The organism is Flavobacterium sp. CAU 1735 (genome assembly GCF_039888695.1).
Classification (GTDB): Bacteria; Bacteroidota; Bacteroidia; order Flavobacteriales; family Flavobacteriaceae; genus Flavobacterium.
In genome coordinates this window covers 51,493-74,342 of record NZ_JBDQQQ010000005.1, presented here as the reverse complement: position 1 = coordinate 74,342, position 22,850 = coordinate 51,493, and the positions used below count along the sequence as shown (strand labels likewise).

At 40.9% G+C, this 22,850-nt stretch carries 21 protein-coding genes; 14 read left to right on the top strand and 7 right to left on the bottom strand.

Going from position 1 to position 22,850, the window contains the following annotated elements:
* The first annotated feature begins 4 nt into the window (after nucleotides 1-4).
* From neuC to AAFN64_RS12240, 11 genes are all read left to right on the top strand, one after another.
* Nucleotides 5-1,126, top strand: a complete 1,122-nt coding sequence (neuC, locus tag AAFN64_RS12290) for a UDP-N-acetylglucosamine 2-epimerase (RefSeq protein WP_300485959.1) — start codon at nucleotides 5-7, stop codon at nucleotides 1,124-1,126.
* Nucleotides 1,127-1,130: 4 nt separating this feature from the next.
* The gene (locus AAFN64_RS12285; protein ID WP_347760646.1) at nucleotides 1,131-2,525 is read left to right on the top strand and encodes a UDP-glycosyltransferase; all 1,395 of its coding nucleotides are present in this window, start codon (nucleotides 1,131-1,133) and stop codon (nucleotides 2,523-2,525) included.
* A complete protein-coding gene (locus tag AAFN64_RS12280; RefSeq protein ID WP_347760645.1) occupies nucleotides 2,522-3,673 on the top strand; it encodes a glycosyltransferase family 4 protein in 1,152 nt (383 codons plus the stop codon). The genes AAFN64_RS12285 and AAFN64_RS12280 overlap by 4 nt, the downstream gene beginning before the upstream one ends.
* Nucleotides 3,670-5,208, top strand: a complete 1,539-nt coding sequence (locus AAFN64_RS12275; RefSeq protein WP_347760644.1) for a glycosyltransferase — start codon at nucleotides 3,670-3,672, stop codon at nucleotides 5,206-5,208. Before AAFN64_RS12280 ends, AAFN64_RS12275 begins: the two co-directional genes overlap by 4 nt.
* Nucleotides 5,205-6,218: a glycosyltransferase gene (locus tag AAFN64_RS12270; protein ID WP_347760643.1), complete on the top strand. Its 1,014-nt coding sequence runs from the start codon at nucleotides 5,205-5,207 to the stop codon at nucleotides 6,216-6,218. The genes AAFN64_RS12275 and AAFN64_RS12270 overlap by 4 nt, the downstream gene beginning before the upstream one ends.
* 3 nt (nucleotides 6,219-6,221) lie before the next feature.
* Nucleotides 6,222-7,343, top strand: a complete 1,122-nt coding sequence (locus tag AAFN64_RS12265; RefSeq protein WP_347760642.1) for a glycosyltransferase — start codon at nucleotides 6,222-6,224, stop codon at nucleotides 7,341-7,343.
* Nucleotides 7,343-8,350 (top strand): hypothetical protein, encoded by a 1,008-nt coding sequence (locus AAFN64_RS12260; protein ID WP_300485968.1) that lies wholly within the window; start codon nucleotides 7,343-7,345, stop codon nucleotides 8,348-8,350. Before AAFN64_RS12265 ends, AAFN64_RS12260 begins: the two co-directional genes overlap by 1 nt.
* On the top strand, nucleotides 8,317-9,405 hold the full coding sequence (locus AAFN64_RS12255; RefSeq protein WP_347760641.1) for a glycosyltransferase family 4 protein: 1,089 nt from the start codon (nucleotides 8,317-8,319) through the stop codon (nucleotides 9,403-9,405). The genes AAFN64_RS12260 and AAFN64_RS12255 overlap by 34 nt, the downstream gene beginning before the upstream one ends.
* Entirely contained in the window at nucleotides 9,395-10,744 is a 1,350-nt protein-coding gene (locus tag AAFN64_RS12250) for an O-antigen ligase family protein (protein WP_300485972.1), read from the top strand. Before AAFN64_RS12255 ends, AAFN64_RS12250 begins: the two co-directional genes overlap by 11 nt.
* Complete coding sequence (locus AAFN64_RS12245) at nucleotides 10,713-11,729, top strand: glycosyltransferase family 4 protein (RefSeq protein ID WP_347760640.1); 1,017 nt, start codon at nucleotides 10,713-10,715, stop codon at nucleotides 11,727-11,729. Before AAFN64_RS12250 ends, AAFN64_RS12245 begins: the two co-directional genes overlap by 32 nt.
* A gap of 153 nt (nucleotides 11,730-11,882) precedes the next feature.
* A complete protein-coding gene (locus AAFN64_RS12240) occupies nucleotides 11,883-13,232 on the top strand; it encodes a sugar transferase (RefSeq protein ID WP_347760751.1) in 1,350 nt (449 codons plus the stop codon).
* Here AAFN64_RS12240 and AAFN64_RS12235 read toward each other — a convergent pair whose 3' ends face one another.
* Both AAFN64_RS12235 and AAFN64_RS12230 read right to left on the bottom strand, forming a co-directional pair.
* Entirely contained in the window at nucleotides 13,233-14,354 is a 1,122-nt protein-coding gene (locus AAFN64_RS12235; RefSeq protein WP_347760639.1) for a DUF4105 domain-containing protein, read from the bottom strand.
* A gap of 17 nt (nucleotides 14,355-14,371) precedes the next feature.
* Nucleotides 14,372-15,358: a PorV/PorQ family protein gene (locus tag AAFN64_RS12230; protein ID WP_300486280.1), complete on the bottom strand. Its 987-nt coding sequence runs from the start codon at nucleotides 15,356-15,358 to the stop codon at nucleotides 14,372-14,374.
* A 232-nt stretch (nucleotides 15,359-15,590) separates the two neighbouring features.
* On the opposite strand from AAFN64_RS12230, the gene AAFN64_RS12225 reads away from it, so the two are divergent.
* Nucleotides 15,591-16,340 (top strand): CDP-alcohol phosphatidyltransferase family protein, encoded by a 750-nt coding sequence (locus AAFN64_RS12225; protein ID WP_300486274.1) that lies wholly within the window; start codon nucleotides 15,591-15,593, stop codon nucleotides 16,338-16,340.
* A gap of 5 nt (nucleotides 16,341-16,345) precedes the next feature.
* Nucleotides 16,346-17,230, top strand: a complete 885-nt coding sequence (locus tag AAFN64_RS12220) for a glycoside hydrolase family 25 protein (protein WP_347760638.1) — start codon at nucleotides 16,346-16,348, stop codon at nucleotides 17,228-17,230.
* Between the two features lie 36 nt (nucleotides 17,231-17,266).
* On the opposite strand, the gene lptB is transcribed toward AAFN64_RS12220, so the two are convergent.
* The 4 genes from lptB to AAFN64_RS12200 all read right to left on the bottom strand — a co-directional run bounded on the left by lptB (nucleotide 17,267) and on the right by AAFN64_RS12200 (nucleotide 20,236).
* Nucleotides 17,267-18,007, bottom strand: coding sequence for an LPS export ABC transporter ATP-binding protein (gene lptB, locus AAFN64_RS12215; protein WP_300486270.1), 741 nt, complete (start codon nucleotides 18,005-18,007; stop codon nucleotides 17,267-17,269).
* Nucleotides 18,008-18,105: 98 nt separating this feature from the next.
* The gene (locus tag AAFN64_RS12210; RefSeq protein WP_300486268.1) at nucleotides 18,106-18,450 is read right to left on the bottom strand and encodes a carboxymuconolactone decarboxylase family protein; all 345 of its coding nucleotides are present in this window, start codon (nucleotides 18,448-18,450) and stop codon (nucleotides 18,106-18,108) included.
* Nucleotides 18,451-18,452: 2 nt separating this feature from the next.
* A complete protein-coding gene (gene tatC / locus AAFN64_RS12205) occupies nucleotides 18,453-19,271 on the bottom strand; it encodes a twin-arginine translocase subunit TatC (RefSeq protein WP_300486266.1) in 819 nt (272 codons plus the stop codon).
* On the bottom strand, nucleotides 19,271-20,236 hold the full coding sequence (locus AAFN64_RS12200) for a KpsF/GutQ family sugar-phosphate isomerase (RefSeq protein ID WP_347760637.1): 966 nt from the start codon (nucleotides 20,234-20,236) through the stop codon (nucleotides 19,271-19,273). Before AAFN64_RS12200 ends, tatC begins: the two co-directional genes overlap by 1 nt.
* 87 nt (nucleotides 20,237-20,323) lie before the next feature.
* On the opposite strand from AAFN64_RS12200, the gene recQ reads away from it, so the two are divergent.
* A complete protein-coding gene (gene recQ / locus AAFN64_RS12195; RefSeq protein WP_347760636.1) occupies nucleotides 20,324-22,519 on the top strand; it encodes a DNA helicase RecQ in 2,196 nt (731 codons plus the stop codon).
* An 81-nt stretch (nucleotides 22,520-22,600) separates the two neighbouring features.
* On the opposite strand, the gene AAFN64_RS12190 is transcribed toward recQ, so the two are convergent.
* A complete protein-coding gene (locus AAFN64_RS12190; RefSeq protein WP_300486259.1) occupies nucleotides 22,601-22,840 on the bottom strand; it encodes a hypothetical protein in 240 nt (79 codons plus the stop codon).
* Between the last annotated feature and the right edge of the window lie 10 nt (nucleotides 22,841-22,850).

Here is a 22,850-nt window from a genome sequence, read left to right as displayed (position 1 = left end):
CAGGATGAAAAAAATTGTATTTCTAACCGGTACCCGTGCCGATTTCGGGAAAATCAAATCGCTGATCCAGGCTTTGGAAAAGCAACCGGATTTTACACCCTATCTTTTTGTGACCGGCATGCACCTGCAACAGGAATACGGTTATACGTGGATTGAGATTGAGCGTTGTGGATTTACAAATCTGCATGCGTTTGAAAATCATACCCACGAAACAACGATGGATTTGACACTGGCCAAAACGATCGAAGGATTGTCGGCCTACTGTAAAGAGATCCAACCGGATATGATTATCATTCACGGCGACAGGGTGGAAGCACTGGCAGGAGCTATTGTGGGATCGCTCAACAATATCCTGGTAGCGCATATTGAAGGTGGTGAAATTTCCGGAACGATAGACGAATTGATCCGACATGCGACAAGTAAGATGAGTCACGTTCATTTTGTGTCGAATGATACGGCCAAAAAACGACTGATACAAATGGGCGAACTGGAAGCGTCTGTGTCGGTTATCGGTTCTCCGGATCTGGATATTATGTTTTCGGATACACTTCCCGACCTGCAAACCGTAAAAGAATACTACGAAATAGATTTTGATCATTATGCGGTGGCCATGTTCCACCCGGTGACAACCGAATTTCAGAACATGCAAGACTATGCCGATAATTTTGTCGCGGCATTATTAGATGATGATCGCCCGTATGTGGTCATTTATCCGAATAATGATCTGGGCAATTCTGCGATTGTAAAGGCTTACGAAAAGCTAAAAGACAACAAACGTTTTCGGGTTTTTCCGTCCTTGCGGTTTGAATACTTTCTGACTTTGCTCAAAAATGCCCGTTTTATTATCGGAAACAGTAGTGCCGGAATCAGAGAGGCGCCGTATTACGGTTTGCCGATCATTAACATCGGCAGTCGCCAGCAAAATCGTTCGGTAAACAGTGACATATTGAATGTCGACTACGATAAAGCGGCTATTCAGGAAGCATTGAAAGTTATCGGGACGCATACTGTTCAAAAAATAACCGGTGATTACGGTAGCGGAAATAGCGCCGAATTATTTGTCAGTTCCCTTAAAGAAGCGAATCTTTGGCAATTAAACCACCAAAAACAATTTAGGGATATTTAAAAAGATGTCAAAAAACAAAATTTTTATTCTGCTTCCGGACGGAATTGGACTTCGCAATTTTGCCTATTCCCGTTTCCACGAGTTGGGAGTCGAACAAGGCTACGATGTGGTTTTCTGGAATAACACCCCTTTTCAGCTAACCGATTTAGGGTTTCAGGAAATTGCAATCCGCGAAGCGAAAAGTAACAAACGTACCGAAGTCTATAAAAATGCCCGGAAACAAATTGAATTAAACCGGAATAAAAAACAATGTAACGATGCGGTTTACGATACCTATCGGTTCCCGTATTCGTATAGAAATATAAAAATAGCGCTTAAAAGCATCGCGACGCAATGGTTGGCATGGCGCTATACATCCGATAGCGGAATTTTGAAAATCCGACAAAATATCCGCGAACTCGAAAAACAAACGGCCTATTTCCGGGAATGTAAAAAAGTGCTGGAAACGGAAAAACCGGCGATGGTATTCTGTACCAATCAAAGGCCAATGACAGCTATTGCGCCACTTTTGGCCGCTCAGGAACTGGGAATTCCCACGGCAACTTTTATTTTTTCATGGGATAACCTGCCCAAAGCCACGATGGTAGTCGAAACCGACTATTATTTTGTCTGGAGTGATTTTATGAAAGCGGAACTTTTAAAATATTATCCGTATATTAAATCGGAATCCGTTTTTGTAACGGGAACACCGCAGTTCGAATCGCATTTTGAAACAGAGCGACTGCTTTCGAGGGATGCTTTTTTTCAAGCTAATGGATTGGATCCGAATAAAAAATATATCTGTTATTCCGGAGACGATGTGACCACTTGTCCCGATGATCCGGAATACCTTGAAAATGTAGCGGAGGCTATCGAAACACTCAATCGGGAAGGACAAGCATTGGGAATTTTGTTCCGCAGATGTCCGGTGGATTTTTCGGATCGTTTTGATTCGGTACTACAAAAATACAAACACAGCATCGTACCGGTAAATCCCAAATGGGAGAAAAAAGGCGGTATGTGGAATACAATTTTACCTACTCCGGAGGATCTGGATTTACAAATGAATACGATCGCCCATACCGAAATGGTGATCAACTTGGGATCGTCGATGGTTTTTGATTATGCCGCACATCACAAACCGTGTGCCTATATCAATTATGATGTTGAAAATAAAAAAATAGCCGACTGGTCGGTAAAAAAGATTTACAACTATGTGCATTTCCGTTCGATGCCCGATCCGGAAGCGGTGATCTGGTTGAACGATAAAAATACAATCGACGCTGCGATTCGGGAAGTGGTCGTTCACGGAAACAGCGATACGACAAAAGCCGAAGAATGGTTCCGGATCATCAATGCGGTTCCACCCGAAATGGCCTCAAAAAATATATGGACTGCGATTAATACCCTGTTGTCATGATGCACATTGCTTTTTTAACACCGGAATACCCGCACGAAAAGGTATTGAACAGCGGCGGAATCGGAACCAGTATTAAAAATCTGGCCGTAGCATTAGCGCAAAAAGGCGTGACGGTATCGGTAGTGGTCTACGGACAAGCGGAAGATTGTGTTTTTGAAGAAAACGGCGTCACGATTTATTCGGTCAAAAAACGAAAATACAAATGGGCAACCTGGTATTTTTATCGGAAATACCTGGAATCCTATCTGAACGATCTGATTGTTTCCGAAAAAATTACACTGGTCGAAGCACCGGATTGGACGGGTATAACGGCTTTTATGAAATTAAAAGCACCGTTGATCATCCGATTTCACGGCAGTGATGCCTATTTCTGTCATTTGGAAAACAGACCGCAAAAACGGAAAAATTTCTATTTTGAAAAATGGGGCATCCAAAAAGCAAAAGCCTATATCGCTCCGACAACCTTTGCCGGTGTGCTAACAAAAGAGATTTTTAATATCCGAAATAAAGAGATTGCAACGATTCATTATGGATTGAATCTGGAGCAATTCCGCGATAATGGAACACATCAGGAAGAAAACGGATTATTGCTCTATATCGGGACGATTATTCGGAAGAAAGGCGTACTGGAATTGCCCGGAATCATGAAACACGTGATCGAACAAAACCCGGAAGCGCGTTTAATTCTGATCGGAAACGATTCGTCCGATATTAAAACCGGAGCGTCGTCTACCTGGGAATTACTGGCGGATAGTCTCGACGATGCGCTAAAAAACAAAATAGAATATAAAGGCAAAATACCGTACGAAAAAGTACGATCGTATATCGAAAAAGCACAAGTCTGTGTTTTTCCTACTTTTGCCGAAACTTTGGGAATGGTAACAATTGAATCGATGGCCATGCGAAAACCGGTTGTAAATAGTAATATCGGTTGGGCTAACGAACTGATTGTAGACGGAGAAAGCGGTTTTCTGGTACATCCAACGGATCATAAAACCTATGCCGACCGTATTGTACGTTTATTAAACGATTCGGAATTACGGGAAAATATGGAGAAAAAAGCCGAAGTCAGAACGCACGAAAGATTTAATATTGCCAAAACGGTTGAACAGAATATAGCATTTTACCAAAAGATAATCGGAACATGATCGTATTGTATCATCATCAAAATACCGTCACGACTGTTATGGACCTCGAAAGCGGTACCACAATCGCGGTTCCGGATTCCGGAAATATAGCCCGTAGTTTGCTACGTCTGGCAACGGACTATCCGGATCGGTTGTTACTTTGGTGCGATACCAATTATCGCGAGGTACTTCATCTCGAAAAAATCGCGGTGCTTTTCTCGCATAAAAAAAGAATGCTATCCTACGGTATCGGAAATTTTATACCGGATGCCATTGGTTATGTGGACGAGAGTTTGTTTGCCAATCCCAATCGCAACGTAACATTTCCAACCTGGCAAATGCACAGCACCGTAGGGGGAATATTTGCCGAAACGGTAAACGCATTAAAAGGTCTGAAGGCCGACCGGAATTTTGCCTATTTTTTATGTTCTCTGGCGAAATGTGGAATGGCCATCGGATTAGAATGTTGCTCGGAACCCTTACTACTCCGAAAACAGTTGGATGCCAAATTTAAAACCGGACCGGAAGCATCGAATCAATTACTTTTCCGATTTGTAAAACAACATTATCGCGGTCGGTGGATTTTGATGTTGTTGTTAAACCTGTTCCTATACGAACGAAAAGTAACGCTATTTCCTTTTATTATGGCGTTATTTTATAAACGAAGAACACTTTCCGGAGTATTGTTCAATAATGACATAGAACCAATAACCGATAGAACACCTTTTGCGTTTGATGTTATCATTCCGACGATCGGTCGAAAAATGTTTTTATATGATGTTTTACAGGACTTATCGGCTCAGACACTAAAACCGAAAAGCGTAATCCTGATAGAACAAAATCCGGTGACGGATAGTAATAGCGAATTGGATTACCTTACAAAGGAATCATGGCCTTTTGAAATCATACACCGTTTTATACATCAAACCGGAGCTTGTAATGCGCGGAATATGGCTTTGTCGTTTGTACAAAGTGAATGGGTATTCCTGGCGGATGACGATATTCGTTTTCAGTCGGATTTTTTAGAACAAGCAAGCCGCGAAATTGGTAAAACAGGAGGGAAGGCATTTACGCTAAGTTGTCGACAGAAAGACGATATCCCGAAAGATACCAATCGCATACAATGGGAAACGTTTGGTTCAGGTTGTAGTATCGTACATCGTGACGCCCTGCAAGGACTGAAATTCGACATGCGGTTTGAAAATGGTTTTGGAGAAGATACCGATTTTGGAATGCAACTCCGCAATAAAGGATATGATATCTTATATTTGCCACAACCCGAAATATTACATCTGAAAGCACCTGTAGGCGGTTTTAGAACCCGTCCCGTTTTGGAATGGCAAATTGATGAGGTTCAGCCCAAACCATCGCCTACGGTGATGTTGTTCCGACTGTTGCATTATACCGAACAACAACTATTAGGATACAAGACTACACTTTGTATCAAGTTTTATACAATCCAATCCGATAAAAATCCGCTACGCTATTATAAAAAGTTCCGCAAAGCCTGGAACCGGAGTACCTATTGGGCAAACGTTTTAAAAGAACGATCATGAAGAATACATTGATCATCTGTACTTATAGAAGAGCGCAATCGGTATTGCGATTGTTGCAATCGGTGGCGGAGCAAACCTGTTATCCCGATGCGATTCTTATTGTCGATGGTTCGCCAGACGATGAAACGGAAAAGATCTTACAGGAAAATACCTTTCAAAATTTAAAATATCATAAAGTTAGCCCGGAAAACAGAGGGCTTACCAAACAACGCAATGTTGGGATCAATCTTGTTCCAACCGATAGTGATGTGATCTGTTTTTTAGACGATGATACCATTCTGGAAAAAGATTATTTTGAAGCATTGCTTAAAACGTATACACAATATCCCGATGCCAAAGGCGTAGGAGGTTATATTACCAACGAAGTAAAATGGAAGCCGATCACGCCGGAATATACGATTTCGAAAAATGAATTCGAATACGACGGATGGGTACGTAAAGACGGTAGCCGTTTTGTGTTGCGAAAAAAACTGGGACTGGATGCGGATCGACCGCCCGGATTTTTACCAACGTTTTCACACGGGCGAAGTGTTAGTTTTTTACCGCCTTCCGGAAAAACTTATCCGGTGGAACAACTCATGGGTGGTGTTTCGTCCTTTAAAAAAGAAATTTTTCAAAATTTCCGTTTTTCAGAATATTTCGAAGGCTACGGATTATATGAAGATGCCGATTTCTGTCTTCGGGTTTCGAAAATGGAAAAATTATACGTTACAACCAGCGCCCGACTGGAACACCATCACGACGCTTCCGGCCGGCCGAATCAATACAACTATGGCCGAATGGTGGTTCGAAACGGTTGGTATGTCTGGAAAGTGGCCTATCCTCAAACCGATTGGAAGTCAGCATTCAAATGGCATGCAATCATCGGTCTGCTACTTTTGACCCGAATTAGTAATATCTTTACAACATCCGATAGAAAGGCAGCCTTTACCGAATCGTTGGGACGTTTTACCGGATGGATCAGTCTGCTGTTTAACAAACCAAAGGTCGAATCCGGAAAATTCTTTTAGCATATGAAATTAGCCCTTATTACACATGTACCGCATATTATCCGGGAAAACCGGTATTATGCCTATGGGCCTTATGTAAAGGAAATGAACCTTTGGTTTCAATATGTCGATACGGTTTTACTGGTCGCTCCGGTTCAGAATGGAGCTATTTCGGCGATCGATTTGCCCTATCAACATTCGGAAATCGAATTTCGCGAGGTTCCGGCTTTTTCACTTTTATCGGCCAGGGAAATACTAAAAACGATAACGCATTTACCCCGTATTATCCGCTCGACCTACCTTGCGATGCGGGATGCGGATCATATTCATTTGCGTTGTCCCGGAAATATGGGACTGGTCGCCTGTCTGGTACAAATCTTATTTCCGAAGAAAAATAAAACGGCAAAATATGCCGGAAACTGGGATCCTAAAAGCAAACAACCCTGGAGTTATCGCCTGCAAAAGTGGATTTTGAGCAATACGACACTCACCCGGAATATGAAAGTTCTGGTATATGGCGAATGGGAAAATGCCAGTTCGAATATTGTTCCCTTTTTTACGGCAACCTATCGCGATAGTGATAAAAAAGAAGTGCTGTTGCGAACGCCCGATACGACAATAAACATACTTTTTGTAGGAACATTGTCCAAAGGAAAACGACCTTTATATGCCGTACAACTAACGGAAGCGTTGCTCCAATCGGGATATGATGTTCGCCTGGACTTGTTTGGCGAAGGTGCGGAACGGGAAAATCTGGAAAATTATATTCGGGAAAACGGACTACAACAACAGATCGTTTTACATGGAAACCGGGAAGCGGAAATCGTCGAAAATGCCTACCGGAAGAGTCATTTTTTAATATTACCTTCGCAAAGTGAAGGCTGGCCTAAGGTGGTTGCCGAAGCCATGTTTTGGGGATGCGTACCCGTTGCGACAAAAGTTTCCTGTGTGCCGTCGATGTTGGATAACGGAAAAAGAGGTATCTTGTTATCACTGTCTATTGCAGCTGATAAGGCATCTGTAGAACGATGCATCGTTAACCATTCGGATTACCGGGAAAAAGCCAGACAGGGAATGGAATGGTCCCGACAATTTACGTTGGACTATTTCGAAAATGAAATAGGAAAAATGCTAAAAAATCAGTGATGCTAAAAAAAGTCATTATATTCGGGATGATAAGTATAGTGCTGCTATTGCTTGTAATTAACAACAGAACACCGTTTATGCAACCGGAAGGCGGCCCGTGGTCTGTTGGATTCGGAGAGTCAACTGTATTTCCACATAAAATTCCGATTGAAAAAAATCAATTATACACTTTTGAACAGCTAAAAAAACAGGAAGACAGCACGACATTCCTGGCCGATCCGTTTTTTATAAAAGAAAAAGATACCTTTTATCTTTTTGTGGAACATAAAAAAACAAAACCTAACGGAGATATTGCATTACTAACATCGACCGATGGCGTCAATTACAATTACAAAGGAGCGGTACTGACCGAAAAATTTCATTTGTCCTATCCTCAGGTTTTTAAATATAAAAATGAATTTTATATGTTGCCGGAAACCAAAAGTGCCGGACACGTATTATTGTATAAAGCAGAACGATTCCCTTACGGCTGGAAAGTTTGCGATACCCTGATTAAAAACAGAGCGCTGAAAGATCCGTCAATTTATCTGTCGGATAGTCTTAATGTTTTAGTTGCTTCCGATGATCATTTGAATATGTATTTGTTTGAAGCGGATTCGCTTTTTGGAAAATGGAAATCGCACAAAAAGGAAAAAGTACTAATGGGAACTGAAGCAAGAGCCGGTGGCCGTTTTTTTGCCGATAAAAAAGGCTTGTTGTTGCCGGTTCAAAATTCAACGGAAGGCTATGGTTTTGGGCTATCGTTATACCGTTTTAATTTTGCCAACGGAACGTATACCACCAAAAGAGAGCATCCGTTTTTCCTTAAAAGAAGCGAAACAATTAAAGAATTTAACGCGGGCATGCATCAGATCGATGTACAGTTGATTGATGGAAAATATTATTATGTTTACGACGGTAATCGTTTAAAAAACAATGAACGGAAATTGAATGTCAAAGGACCGTTAAAGTGGAATTATATCGATTTTAAAAATTGGATTTACCAACAATGCGAATCGTTCAATTAATTGACAGCCTCGAAATCGGAGGTGCCGAAAAAATGGCTGTAAGTTATGCCAATGCCTTGTCGGCTGAAATTTCGTTTTCAGGGCTAATCGCAACCCGGAAAGAAGGAGCTTTAAAAAACGAATTACAATCCGATGTTTCCTATTGGTTTGCCAACCGAAAATCCGCTCTGGATTTTAACGCTTTGTGGCGAACGCGAACGTTTGTAAAAGAGCATAAGGTATCAATAATGCATGCGCATAGTAGTTCTTTTTTCTTTGCCGTATTGTTAAAAATAATTCAACCTTCTTTAAAAATTGTTTGGCATGATCATTATGGTTATAGCGATTTTGTGTCGGAACGAAAAAATAAAAGGTTGTTACAGTGGGCATCGTTCTTTTTTTACCGAATCATCGCTGTCAACGAAAAACTAAAAAACTGGTCCAAAAAGGAGTTGCATTGTAAACAGATAAAATACCTTCCTAATTTTGTATCCGTAGTGCATAACGAATCCGGAATACCGTTACAAGGAGCAGATGGAAAACGAATTCTCTGTCTGGCAAATTTAAGACCGCAGAAAAATCATTTGCTGGTATTGGAAATTGCAAAAAATATAAAAAACATACATCCGGACTGGACATTTCATCTGGTTGGGAAAGATTTTAAAGATGCCTATTCGGAGCAGTTGCGGGAGCAGATTCTTGCTTTAGGATTACAGTATACTGTTTTTCTATACGGAAGTGTGGCAGAAGTGGATTTTGTGATCCGACAGTCGGACATCGGGATATTAACCTCCATTTCCGAAGGACTGCCGGTTTCGTTACTGGAATATGGCTATTTTGGTCTTCCGGTGGTAGCGACAGCCGTAGGGGAAATTCCAACGGTGATTAACGGTGCAAACGGTATTTTGATACCGGAAGGCGATGCCGGATCATTTACCGAAGCATTGTTGCAACTGATTGCAGATCCGGTAAACCGTAAACAAATCGGAACCGTACTGCAAAACGACATCAAACAACATTATATAAAAGAATCCGTAGTACAGGATTATCTGAATTTTATCAGTAATGGGGAATAAAAAACAAACGACCTATATCGCTTTATTACTATTGCATATTGTAATAGGTGGTGTTATTTATGTAGTGCCGTTTTTATCGGTACTACTAACCATGCTGACTTTTGTTTCCGGTTTAGTGATTTTGCTTAAAACCAGAAATAAGAATAACGAAGCACTGTATTTGTCGGCCTATGTCGTTGGAATCGAAGTATTCCTGCGAATGACAAACGGTATGATTTTTAATGAATACGGAAAATATTCTGTCATGATCTTCCTGCTCATCGGAATGTTTTACACCGGTTTCTCCAGGAATGCATGGCCTTACTGGTTATTCCTTATTTTTTTGGTGCCGGGTATCATTGTTTCCACAGCAACCCTGTCGTATGAAACCAATATGCGAAAAGCCATCGCATTTAATATATCCGGACCGGTTTGTCTCGGAATGGCGGCTATTTATTGTTTTGACAGAAAAATAACCATTCGGGAATTGCGGAGCCTGTTAACGACTTTTGCAATGCCGATAGTTACCGTAGTGACCTATCTGTTTTTGTATACGCCCAGTGTACGGGATGTGGTAACCGGAACGCAATCCAATTTTGAAACTTCCGGTGGTTTTGGTCCCAATCAGGTATCAACCATGTTGGGTTTTGGAACCTTTGTGTTTTTTAGCCAGTTTTTATTGAATTCACCGACCCGGAGATTACAAATTATCAATATTGCGTTGACGTTAATGACGGCCTATCGCGGTATTATTACCTTTTCCCGTGGCGGTATGATAACCGGATGCATCATGATCCTGTTATTGGTTATTATGACGTATTTTAAATTGAACAAGGAAGGGCGAAGTAAAATGTTAGTGGTGTTTATTTTTACCATATTGGCGAGTCTTAGCGTTTGGATTTACAGTTCCTATCAGACAAGCGGACTTATTGACAAGCGGTATGCCAATCAGGATGCTCTAGGAAGAGAAAAAGAAAGTAAATTATCGGGTAGGGAAGAGTTGATTAAAACGGAAATCCAAATGTTTGTTGATCATCCATTTTTAGGAATTGGTGTCGGAAAAAATAAAGAATACCGACAGGAATTAACCGGGATTGATCTGGCTACACACAATGAAATTACGCGAATGCTGGCAGAACATGGTATATTAGGAGTGATCAACCTGTTAATCCTCTTTATCGTACCGTTAGTGTTGAGTCTGGGAAACCGGAATCATATCTTCTTGTTTTGTTTTTTAGCCTTTTGGCTGTTCACGATTAACCATGCGGCCATGCGACTCGCCGCACCGGCTTTTATTTATGCCTTAACCTTATTAAAAGTATATCCCGATGACGAAAAAGATCCTTTACATCGGGAATAAACTGGCCGGTCATGGTCAGAATCCTACAACAATCGATACGCTTTCGGTTTTGTTTGCCAAAGAAGGGTATCGGATAGTTACGGCTTCGTCCCAAAAAAATAAAGTGCTGCGAATAGTCGATATGCTGCTTACGGTTCTAAAACACGCGCGATCGGCCGATTTTGTAATTATAGATACCTACAGTACCTTCAATTTCTGGTATGCCTTTCTGGTAAGTCAGGTTTGCAGAATAGTACGATTAAAATACATTCCGTATCTGCATGGTGGCGATCTGCCGAAACGCTTGCAGCAAAACCCGCGTTTGTGTCGGATGATTTTTGATCATGCCTATAAAAACGTAGCGCCGTCGGCCTATCTGATCGAACAGTTCCGACAAAAGAATGTGCCACGTCTGATACAAATTCCAAATCTGATAGAACGGGAGCAGTATACCTTTACACAGCGGAATGCCATCAAACCCCGTTTACTTTGGGTACGGGCATTTGCCGCAATTTATAACCCTAAAATGGCGGTTGATGTAGCGGCATCATTGCAAAAAATATACCCGGAAACAACCTTATGTATGGTTGGTCCTGATAAAGAAGGAAGTCTGGATGCGGTAAAAGCCTATGCCGGTTTCAAAAAGGTAGCGGTTCGCTTTACCGGACAACTATCCAAAACGGAATGGACGACATTGGCCGCCGGATACGATATTTTTATGGCGACATCTCATTTCGACAATATGCCTGTTAGCGTGATGGAAGCGATGGCTTTGGGATTACCGGTAGTCGCGACAAATGTTGGCGGAATTCCGTTTTTGCTCCGTAATGATGTTGAGGCACAATTGGTTGCCGATGGCGATGTCGAAGCCATGGTTGCGGCCATTCGGATGTTAATTGAAAATCCGGATAACGCTCAAAAACAAATCGGAGAAGCCTATCGTAAAGTCGAAAGCTTTGACTGGAAAGAAATCAAAAAGCAATGGAAGCTATTGTTTGAGTATTAGTAATATTATTGTATGTTTGTTTAATAAATGAAGATTAATTCTATAAAAAAACAAGTATAAACTGTTTTAATTATATAAAAACTTGTTTTTTGTAGAAATAAATTCCCCTACATGAGCGGCAAAAAAATACATTTTGAAATTTCTGAAAGGAAAGTGCTTTTGCGTATAATAGATGTTTTCGCTGTTTTTGCTGCCTTATACTTTTTGACGGTTACCTTTAAATTTCATTATTTTTCCTTTAAACAATCCTCAATAGGTTCCATACTGTTTCTGGGGCTTTATATCAACCTGTTCGGAACCATTTTCGAAATGTATAACCTGCAGGTGGCCAGTAATCAGTTTCAGATTGTTAAAAGTATTATTCTAACGGCTTGTATGACGGTTTTTTGCTATTTGCTAACACCCGTTTTTACGCCGATATTACCATCCAATCGTTTGCAGATTATTTACTTCTTTTTTGCAATATTACTGAGTCTGTTTGCGTGGCGTCTTTTCTACCTGCATTTTCTGGCCTCCCATCGTTTTGTGAAAAGAGTGGTTTTTGTGTGTAGTCCCGATACCATTGCACAATTGGCATTGGAGTTGGGAAAGGCCGATCCGCATTATGAGATTGCCGGATTTGTTTCTTCCGAAAGCCGGGTTGTTGGAAATGAAAATACCGATGGTTTTCGGGAAATCGATTTTGCCGAGCTGGAGCATTTTGTGAAAAGACATTCGGTTGCCGAGGTGGTTATCGCTTTAAAAGATACCAAACCGATCACTCCCGATGTATACCAACAGTTACTGAATCTGCTTGAAAAAGGTGTGATTATCCGGGAATATATGCAGGTTTATGAATATGCGACACAACGATTACCGATTCTATATGCCGAAAAGGAATTTTATCGATTGTTCCCGTTTAGTCGTAGTAATCAGAATCGTTTGTATCTGATCGTAATGCGCGGTTTCGAAATCCTGTTTTCTATTTTGGGATTACTATTCGGTTGCCTGTTATTGCCAATTGTTTGTGTCGGAAATCTGATCAGTAATAAAGGGCCACTTTTTTATACTCAGGAACGAGTTGGGAAAAACGGAATCCCGTTTCGGATTTATAAATTCCGTTCTATGGTGACCAATGCCGAACAGAATGGAGCCGTTTTTGCAAAAGCGAATGACAATCGGATAACGCCTTTCGGGAAGTTTCTACGCCGTTCCCGTATCGATGAGTTTCCGCAGTTTATTAATGTCTTAAAAGGCGATATGGCCGTGATTGGGCCACGTCCGGAGCGTCCGGTTTTTGTGGATGCGATTTCACAAAAAATGCCGTTTTACCAGATCCGACATATTATAAAACCAGGGCTTACGGGTTGGGCACAGGTGAATTATTCCTATGGGGAAAGTATCGAAGATAGTATGGTAAAACTGCAATACGATTTATACTACATCAAACATCGAAGTGTTTTTCTCGATGTGAATATTATCATTAAAACGCTGAGTACCGTTTTATTCTACAGAGGACAATAATTACAGCTTTTCTTTCCGAAGCAAGCGGACTAATATCGCAGTATTGGCTATGATAATCGGAAGCATCAACAGGAAATGGTCTTTGTTAAAAGCATAACCGATAAACGCCAGCATGGAGGCAAAACAGATATACACACTGATTCGGAATCCTTTTTTGTTTTTAGCGATTAAAAAGAATAAGGATATCAGGAATATCGGGCTAATCACCAAAGTGTTGTAGTTGGCCGATACTTCTTCGTGGAAGGAATAAAAACCAACCAATGCGAAAAACAATCCCATCAATCCCATAATCGCCAAGTAGCCGATCGCAACCGGTTTTTTATGAGCAAACGCGACAAACAACGCCAGAGCTGCTATAAAAGTATAAATGTTATTCCAAAGAGAACCCGATGTTTCCGAAGGTTGTTGTTCGTATACCGTAACGGTTTCGGAAGCCAATGGTGTCGCACCTGATTTGGTCTTGGAAACGCCTTCCATTAATTCCAAAGGAAGGAAAAGTTTATCCGACTGTTTGTCGACTTTAGCTCCGAAAATAAGATTGATCCCCAGTTTTTCATAAAAACTATTCGCCAGATAGGAATTTAATATCGTACGGTAGTCCTTTTTAGTATCCGGAATATCGGTGCTGATAGCGGTTTTTAATAAGCTGTTGATACGTTCGGCAACCATAGTGGTACAGTTGCGGTCAATAAATTTATAGGTGTAGTATTTCTGATCGGATGAAAGTACGGCTACCAAATCGTTGATCAATTGTTGTGTCTGTTCCGGTGTCAGATTTAATTTTTGCTCGTAAACCGTACGATTTTCATATTGGTAGTTCTGAATAAATTCGTCATACGAACCGGTGGCGACAAAGTATTGCATATCGCCTTTTACAAACTTCATATAAAAATTAGGCGTACTAAAATCGAAGGCACCATAGTTGAAAACCACATCCACACCATTTTGGATGTTGTGAATTCGTAGTGCGGTATGTCCAAAAAGGGAATGCAATTGATTTCCGGAACCACAGGTTAACAAGCTGACTTCAGTTTGTTCGGATACTAATAAATTGGTTTGTGCGGAGCTAGTAGTCGTGAACAGTAAAAATAAAGTCAGAATCGAAAGAGTAAAGGAACGCATGGTTTACGGTGTTAGGGTTATCTGCTGAAAATGCCTAAATCAACTTTTAAAGAAAAGATATTGGAATACAAAGCCACACTCTGATCGCCAATGTCGGTTAATGCATAATCCACCTGAATGCCTTTGTATTTAAAACCAAGGCCAAGATTCGGTTGGAAATTCAGCTTTTCGGAATTGTCTATTTGTTTTACATTTTGGAAATTACCCACACCGGCACGTAAAAAAACCAGATCGGTATAACCAAATTCAAAACCGGCTGCCGGATCGATACTCACAGCATTGGTCGAAATAATATCGTTGGTTCGGGCAAAACGCATGTTGAGTTGCGTCGCGGCCAGAATACTGTAATCGTAGCGAATGATAAATTTCTTGGAAAGGCCAAGTTGTAATTTCGGAAGGGTAATCTCGGTGGTTTCCGGTGCTTCCTGATTTTCGCCTGGTACGGCATCCTTTATTTTATTATAGGCATCTTCATCGATGGTCCATACGTTATACGTCGTGGTGATATCGCGAACCATCAAACCCACTTTCCAATCGTTTTTTTCGTATTGGATTCCCAGATCAAACCCAAATCCCCAGGAACTGGCAAAATCCCCGATAATACGACGGATAATCTTGGCATTAACACCATAATTAAAACCGTCTAACGGTAAGGCACGGGCATAGGAAAAAGTTAAACCGTAATCGGCCGCCGAAAACAAACTGATCCGGTTATAGTCAATATTTCCCTGGCTATCGATTAATTGCGTGGTATTTAGAATGTCATCAACCCCAAAACGGATCAGCGATATACCCAAAGCACTGCGTTCGTCAATCTTCATGGCAAAACCGGCATAATCGTACTGCGCTATGTTGGCAAAATAACTGGCGTGCATCAAACCAATCTGTTTCCCTTCCACTTTTAACAGTCCGGCAGGGTTCCAATATCCGGAATTGACATCGGCACTATGGGCTACAACAGCATTGGCCATTCCCAAAGCAGCAGCATCCACACCAATATTCATAAACTCGTTGGAATACTTTCTAATGGACTGACTGTAAGAAAGAAACTGAAATAAAAGAAATAATAGTAATAAGGTTTTTTTCAAAGCCATTTATTTTATACAAATATGAAATAAAAATCTCAAATACTAAACTCTATTTTGTATTAACTTATTGTATTACCTTTGTCATAAAATTTGTAATTTGGTCTCTTGTGACAAGAGTTTCCAATACCTCCTAAAAAACGAAATATATATGTCTGTAAAGAAACACATTCCCAATGTTATTACGCTTTTAAATCTTTCTGCCGGAATCTTTGCTTTGATTCATGCTTTTAACGGAAATTATAACGAAGCTTTTTCCTGTGTTTGTGTGGGTATATTTTTTGATTTTTGGGATGGCTTTTTTGCCCGATTGCTAAAAGTACAAAGTCCGCTTGGCGTACAATTGGATTCCTTGGCCGATATGGTAACCAGTGGTGTGGTTCCGGGTGTGGTGATGTATAAAATGCTGGCTGATATCCAGGAAAACCAACCGGATTATAACCTGACACCGGAAACTTTCTATATGGGGATTGTACCGTACCTTGGATTCTTGATCACTTTAGGATCGTGCTACCGATTGGCGAAGTTTAACATCGACACGCGTCAGACGGATTCATTTATCGGATTGCCAACGCCGGCCAATGCCTTATTGATCATGAGCTTACCGATGATTTTATTTGACAATCAGTTTGAAACACTTTCCAACCTGTTGAGTAATCCGTATGTTTTAGTAGGAATCAGCTTGTTTAGTGCCTATATTCTAAACGCTGAAATTCCGTTATTTTCATTAAAAGTGAAATACTTTAGTTGGGCGAATAATAAAACACAAATACTGTTTATGGTGGTTTCGGCCTTATTCCTAATCTTCTTCCAATATTTGGGAATTCCGATGATCATTTTGTTTTATGTGTTGCTTTCGGTAATCACAAATAACCTAAACAAAGGAGTAAAAGCGGTTTAAGTGTCATGAAGAGGCGCACTGCTCCGCGAAAAAAGACACCTGTTTCCCGGAATTACAAAGCTAAATCCAAATCTAAAAAAGGCTTTTCGACCGGGAAAATCATTTTATATGCAGCTGCCATTGCTTTGGCGATTACTTTGGTTGCGACGGTCTACCAGTATCGCAACGGTTTTCTGTATTATCTGGGATTTAAAACCGATAAGGTAGCCGGAAAGCTAAGTGCCGAGGAACGTAAAATAGCCGATGTCCGTATTTTTGAAATCCTAAGCCGTCATGATACAAAACTGGTCGGTTTTGATGTATCCGAATATCAGGATAAAATCGATTGGAAAGCGATCGATAAAATGGAAGGGGAGTTTCCGCTTAGTTTTGTTTTTATTCGTTCCACGGCTGGAAATAACTATGTCGACGGTCGGTTTGAGGAAAACTGGAAAGAAGCTAAAAAGAATCATTTTGTCCGCGGTGCGTATCACTATTACCGACCAAATGAAAATTCACTGGAACAGGCAGAATTGTTTATCAAAACAGTAAAACTGCAAAAAGGCGATTTTCCTCCGGTTTTGGATATTGAAAAACTTCCGGAAGGCCAGTCGATGGATAGCTTAAAAGTTGGCTTAAAACGTTGGCTAAAACGAGTGGAACGCCATTATAAAGTCAAACCGATTATCTATTCCGGCGAAAGCTATTATAAAGATTTTTTAAAAGACGAGTTTAAAGGGTATCAATTCTGGATTGCCAATTATAACTTTTTTGTCGAAAATATAAAAGACGAATGGCTGTTGTGGCAGTTTACCGAACAAGCCGAAGTTGACGGTATAAAAGGCTTGGTGGATATCAATGTTTTTAATGGAAACGGCGAAGATCTCCGGGCGATTACGATCAAAAAATAAAGGGTTATCATTTGATAACCCTTTATTTTTTTATATTTAAAATTCTAATTTCTTACGACGTAATTCGAAGTTTTGTCCGAGGTATACTTTTCGTACCATTTCGTCTTCGGCCAATTCTTCCGGTACACCGGCTTTTAGAATTCCACCTTCAAACATCAGATAGGTTTTGTCGGTAATCGCAAGGGTTTCCTGTACGTTGTGATCGGTAATCAGGATTCCGATGTTTTTATTTTTTAGCTGCGCTACAATACGCTGAATATCTTCTACTGCTACCGGGTCAACGCCGGCAAAGGGTTCGTCCAACAGGATAAATTTCGGATCGGTGGCCAAAGCACGTGCGATTTCAGTACGACGTCGTTCTCCTCCGGAAAGTAAATCCCCGCGGTTGGTACGAATGTGTTGTAAGCTGAATTCATCGATCAACGATTCCATTTTAGCTTCCTGTTCCATTTTGGATAACTTGGTTAGTTGCAGTACGCTCATAATGTTGTCTTCGATACTTAACTTTCTGAAAACGGAAGCTTCCTGCGCCAGATAACCAATACCGTTTTGTGCCCGTTTGTACATCGGGAAGTCGGTAATGTTCATGTCGTCCAGATAAATGTTACCGCTATTCGGTTTTACCAATCCTACGATCATGTAGAAAGAAGTGGTTTTTCCGGCACCGTTCGGACCTAATAATCCTACGATTTCCCCTTGGTTCACTTCTACGGAAATGCCCTTTACAACGCTTCTTTTCTTGTAGGTTTTGATTAGGTTTTCAGCTCTTAATTTCATTCTTATAGTCGTATAAAATTGCGTAAGGTCGTGTGTTATGCCTTATAAAGGCCTTGCAAATAAACAAATAAAGGCGTAAATGCGGAATAAATTAACAATTAATTATTTTCTAAAGCTTCCCAGAATTCGTACGCACGTCGCAAATGTGGAATAACAATGGTTCCGCCAACCAACGTGGCGATTCCCATGGCTTCCATCATTTCTTCACGGGTGATTCCGTTTTTATAGGCCGTTTCCAGATGGTATTTGATGCAGTCGTCACAACGCAGTACGGCCGATGCGACCAATCCCAATAATTCTTTTGTTTTAACATCCAAAGCACCTTCCATATAGGCATTGGTGTCCAGGTTAAAGATACGTTTGATGATCTTGTTGTTGTCGTTTAACAACTTCTCGTTCATTTTAGAACGGTAATCGTTGAATTCCTGTACTAAATTGGCCATGGTTATGAGTTTTTCAGTTCTTCTTTCTTAGTTACAAATTTGGAGATAAAGATGCTCAGTTCGTATAAGATAACCAATGGGATGGTTACGATAATCTGACTGATTACGTCCGGCGGTGTTACAATAGCCGCGATGATCAAAATGACAACGTAGGCATATTTCCGGTAGGTTCTTAAAAAGTTTGGTGTCACAATGCCCAATCGGGATAGGAAATAAATTACGATTGGTAATTCGAAAACCAATCCGGTCGATAGCGACGTGGATTTTACCAATCCGATATACGACTGGATGTCGATGGAGTTGACTACGAATTTACTAATGGTCAGATTGGCCAGGAAGTTAATTGACAGTGGAGTGATCACAAAATAACCGAACATTACCCCGAGGAAGAAAAGTAGTGACGATACGAAAATAAAGTATCGGGCGTTGCGTTTTTCTTTTTCGTATAAAGCCGGACTGATAAATTTCCATAGTTCCCATAAAATAAACGGGAAGGCAAGGATAAATCCAACCGTTATCGAAGTCCAGATCAACATCGCAAACTGACCTTCCATCGTACGGTTTTGCAGTTCGAACGGAAGTTCCGTCAAACAAAAACTTTTGTCTAAATCGTATTTCTGAGCCAGTTCGCAGAAAAAGCGGTAGGTTACGAAATTACCGTCTTTCGGGCCGAATATAACGGAGTCAAAAATAAAATCACTGTAATAATAGGCTACGCATCCACCTACTAAAATGGCAATTGTACTTCGTATCAGGAGCCAACGGAGTTCTTCCAAATGATCCAGAAACGACATTTCTTTCATGCTTTTTTTCTTTGCCATTAGATAATCCCTTCTTTTAAGATGTCGTGAATATGTATGATGCCGATATAGTGACCTTCGTTTGCAACAACCAGTTGCGTGATGGAATTGTTTTCCATGATGTTAAAAGCATCAACAACCATATCGGTAGGTTTGATCATTTTCGGGTTTTGGGTCATAATGTCTTTTGCGGTTAGATCGCCAAAAGAATCCCGGTTGTTTAGCATTCTTCGGATGTCACCGTCAGTGATAATACCGATGATTTTGCTGTTTTCGACTACGGCGGTTACGCCCAATCGTTTTTCGGAGATTTCCATGATTACGGTTTTGATGCTGGCGTCCGGACTAACCACCGGTTTATGAGTCGCGTCCAGCATATCGCTTACGCGAAGTAGTAATTTTTTACCCAAGGCACCACCGGGATGGTATTTGGCAAAATCCTCACTTTTAAAATTGCGGAGTTCCATCAAACATACGGCCAATGCATCACCCAAAACCAACTGTGCGGTGGTACTGTTGGTTGGTGCCAGATTATTCGGGCAGGCTTCGGCTTCAACATAGGCGTTTAAAACATAATCGGATTCTTTTGCCAGGAAAGACGACTTACTGGCGGTCATTCCGATCAAAGGATTTCCGAAGCGTTTTAACAACGGAACCAGGACTTTTATTTCCGGGCTGTTTCCGCTTTTGGAAATGCAAATCACCACATCGCCGGGTTGTACCATTCCCAAATCGCCATGGATGGCTTCGGCGGCATGCAGGAACATCGATGGGGTGCCGGTTGAGTTTAGTGTGGCTACTATTTTGGTAGCGATAATCGCGCTTTTTCCGATGCCGGTTACTACCAGGCGTCCGGTGCTGTTGTAGATCAGGTTTACGGCTTTTGCAAAATCGTCGTCCAGGTAGTTGATCAGATTTGCAATGCTCTCACTTTCAGATTGTATGGTTTTTTTGGCTGTGGCCAAAATGCTTTCGATAGTGCTCAAATCAGAAGTTTTATAAAATTTGTGTGTATGAAAGATTTTTGTATCTTTATATTCTGCAAATTTATGTAAAATACTGTATAATAAATAATGAAACTAACCGAAATTGACTTACACAAAGAGTTAAAAAAGTATTTTGGTTTTAACCAATTCAAAGGTTTACAGGAGGACGTTGTTCGAAGTATTATTACAGGTAATAACACTTTTGTTATCATGCCTACCGGTGGTGGAAAATCCCTATGTTACCAGTTGCCGGCATTGGTGTTAGAAGGAACTGCAATCGTCGTTTCACCGTTGATTGCCTTAATGAAGAATCAAGTCGATGCCATTCGAAGCTTGTCCTCAGAAGCAGGTGTCGCGCACGTATTGAATTCTTCACTGACAAAAACAGAAATTAATCAGGTAAAAAAAGACATTACTTCCGGATTGACGAAGCTGCTGTATGTGGCCCCCGAATCGTTGACCAAAGAAGAATATGTCCACTTTTTACGGGAAGTTCCCTTGTCGTTTGTAGCGATTGATGAAGCCCACTGTATTTCCGAATGGGGACATGATTTCCGACCGGAATACCGGAATCTTCGCAATATCATCAAACAACTCGGTGATGTGCCGGTGATCGGTTTAACCGCTACGGCAACTCCTAAAGTTCAGGAAGATATTCTAAAAAACCTGGACATGACTGATGCCAATACTTTTAAAGCGTCTTTTAACCGTCCGAATCTGTTTTATGAAGTGCGTACCAAAACGAAAAATGTCGAATCCGATATCATTCGTTTTATCAAACAACATAAAGGGAAATCGGGGGTTATCTATTGCCTTAGCCGAAAAAAAGTTGAGGAAATTGCTCAGGTATTACAGGTAAACGGCGTCAGTGCCGTACCATATCATGCCGGACTGGATGCCAAAACCAGAGCCAAACATCAGGACATGTTCCTGATGGAGGACGTGGAAGTGGTTGTGGCAACCATTGCTTTCGGTATGGGAATCGATAAGCCGGATGTGCGCTATGTGATCCATCACGATATTCCGAAATCACTTGAGAGTTACTATCAGGAAACCGGTAGAGCCGGACGTGACGGTGGCGAAGGACATTGTGTCGCGTATTATTCGTATAAAGATATCGAGAAACTCGAAAAATTCATGTCGGGTAAACCGGTAGCCGAACAGGAAATTGGTTTTGCTTTGCTGCAGGAAGTTGTGGCCTATGCGGAAACATCGATGTCGCGTCGTAAATTCCTGTTGCATTATTTCGGAGAAGAATTCGACGAAGTAAACGGAGAAGGTGCCGATATGGATGACAATGTTCGCAATCCGAAAAAGAAAATCGAAGCACAGGATCAGGTGGTGACATTGCTGGAAACGGTTCGTGACACCAAGCAGTTATACAAATCCAAAGAAATTATATTTACGCTGATCGGTAAGATCAACGCGACGATCAAAGCGCATAAAACCGATGCACAGTTGTTTTTCGGAAAAGGGAGAGACTTTGAGGAAAAATACTGGATGGCACTTATTCGTCAGGTTTTGGTCGACGGACTTTTGTCGAAAGATATTGAAACCTACGGTGTTTTAAAACTGACGCTAAAAGGAGAGGGTTTTATTAAAAATCCAAATTCGTTTTTGATGTCGGAAGACCATGAATATAACGAGTCGGATGATGAAACCGTAGTTACGGCTTCCAAATCTTCAGGTACGGCAGATGAAACCCTGATGGGAATGCTGAAAGACCTGCGTAAAAAAGTAGCTAAAAAAATCGGAGTGCCACCATTTGTGGTATTTCAGGATCCTTCGCTGGAAGATATGTCGTTAAAATATCCGATCAGCCTGGATGAACTGAGTAATGTTCACGGTGTTGGTGAAGGAAAAGCCAAAAAATACGGAAAAGAATTTGTAGAGTTGATCGCCCGTTATGTGGAAGACAACGATATCGTTCGTCCGGACGATCTTGTTGTAAAATCAACGGGAGCCAATTCGGCCTTAAAACTGTATATCATTCAGAATATCGACCGGAAATTGTCGCTAAATGATATCGCTTCGTCAAAAGGACTGGATATGGATGCGCTGTTAAAAGAAATGGAGCAGATCGTATATTCCGGAACCAAATTGAATATCAAATATTGGATCGACGATATATTAGATGATGATCAACAAGAAGAGATTCACGAATATTTTATGGAATCCGAATCCGATAATATTAAGGATGCCTTAAAAGAATTCGACGGCGATTATGATACCGAAGAGTTGCGACTGATGCGAATTAAGTTTATCAGTGAGGTAGCAAATTAAAAAAAAATATATTTTTGTATATACACCTGACAGGTTTCTTAAGCCTGTCAGGTGTTTTTTTTTTTAACGGAGAAGTATTTTTTATTCGGAATACAATTCACCGCGGTGTGGTTTTAGTGCGTCGCGAACCGGAATCATATTTTCGTCGGTTACGACCATATAGGCAATTGCATACATTTCGTTAAGGATTTCAAACCCGGTAATGGATAACGGTAATTTTTCCATCGCGATATATTCTTTTAAATGAATCTCGTGGTGCTCGGCCGTTTTGGCTGCAGCCGGTCCGCGAAAATCCCAAATCAGTTTTATTTGTCTGGACATTGTTTTTTAT

Coding starts and splice junctions, on each gene's coding strand:
- neuC (WP_300485959.1), top strand. CDS start 5: ATGAAAAAAATTGTATTTCTAACCGGTACCCGTGCCGATTTCGGGAAA.
- AAFN64_RS12235 (WP_347760639.1), bottom strand. CDS start 14,354: ATGCGTTCCTTTACTCTTTCGATTCTGACTTTATTTTTACTGTTCACG.
- lptB (WP_300486270.1), bottom strand. CDS start 18,007: ATGAAATTAAGAGCTGAAAACCTAATCAAAACCTACAAGAAAAGAAGC.
- AAFN64_RS12280 (WP_347760645.1), top strand. CDS start 2,522: ATGATGCACATTGCTTTTTTAACACCGGAATACCCGCACGAAAAGGTA.
- AAFN64_RS12270 (WP_347760643.1), top strand. CDS start 5,205: ATGAAGAATACATTGATCATCTGTACTTATAGAAGAGCGCAATCGGTA.
- AAFN64_RS12265 (WP_347760642.1), top strand. CDS start 6,222: ATGAAATTAGCCCTTATTACACATGTACCGCATATTATCCGGGAAAAC.
- AAFN64_RS12285 (WP_347760646.1), top strand. CDS start 1,131: ATGTCAAAAAACAAAATTTTTATTCTGCTTCCGGACGGAATTGGACTT.
- AAFN64_RS12250 (WP_300485972.1), top strand. CDS start 9,395: ATGGGGAATAAAAAACAAACGACCTATATCGCTTTATTACTATTGCAT.
- AAFN64_RS12245 (WP_347760640.1), top strand. CDS start 10,713: ATGACGAAAAAGATCCTTTACATCGGGAATAAACTGGCCGGTCATGGT.
- AAFN64_RS12275 (WP_347760644.1), top strand. CDS start 3,670: ATGATCGTATTGTATCATCATCAAAATACCGTCACGACTGTTATGGAC.
- AAFN64_RS12190 (WP_300486259.1), bottom strand. CDS start 22,840: ATGTCCAGACAAATAAAACTGATTTGGGATTTTCGCGGACCGGCTGCA.
- tatC (WP_300486266.1), bottom strand. CDS start 19,271: ATGGCAAAGAAAAAAAGCATGAAAGAAATGTCGTTTCTGGATCATTTG.
- recQ (WP_347760636.1), top strand. CDS start 20,324: ATGAAACTAACCGAAATTGACTTACACAAAGAGTTAAAAAAGTATTTT.
- AAFN64_RS12225 (WP_300486274.1), top strand. CDS start 15,591: ATGTCTGTAAAGAAACACATTCCCAATGTTATTACGCTTTTAAATCTT.
- AAFN64_RS12220 (WP_347760638.1), top strand. CDS start 16,346: ATGAAGAGGCGCACTGCTCCGCGAAAAAAGACACCTGTTTCCCGGAAT.
- AAFN64_RS12260 (WP_300485968.1), top strand. CDS start 7,343: ATGCTAAAAAAAGTCATTATATTCGGGATGATAAGTATAGTGCTGCTA.
- AAFN64_RS12230 (WP_300486280.1), bottom strand. CDS start 15,358: ATGAATATTGGTGTGGATGCTGCTGCTTTGGGAATGGCCAATGCTGTT.
- AAFN64_RS12210 (WP_300486268.1), bottom strand. CDS start 18,450: ATGGCCAATTTAGTACAGGAATTCAACGATTACCGTTCTAAAATGAAC.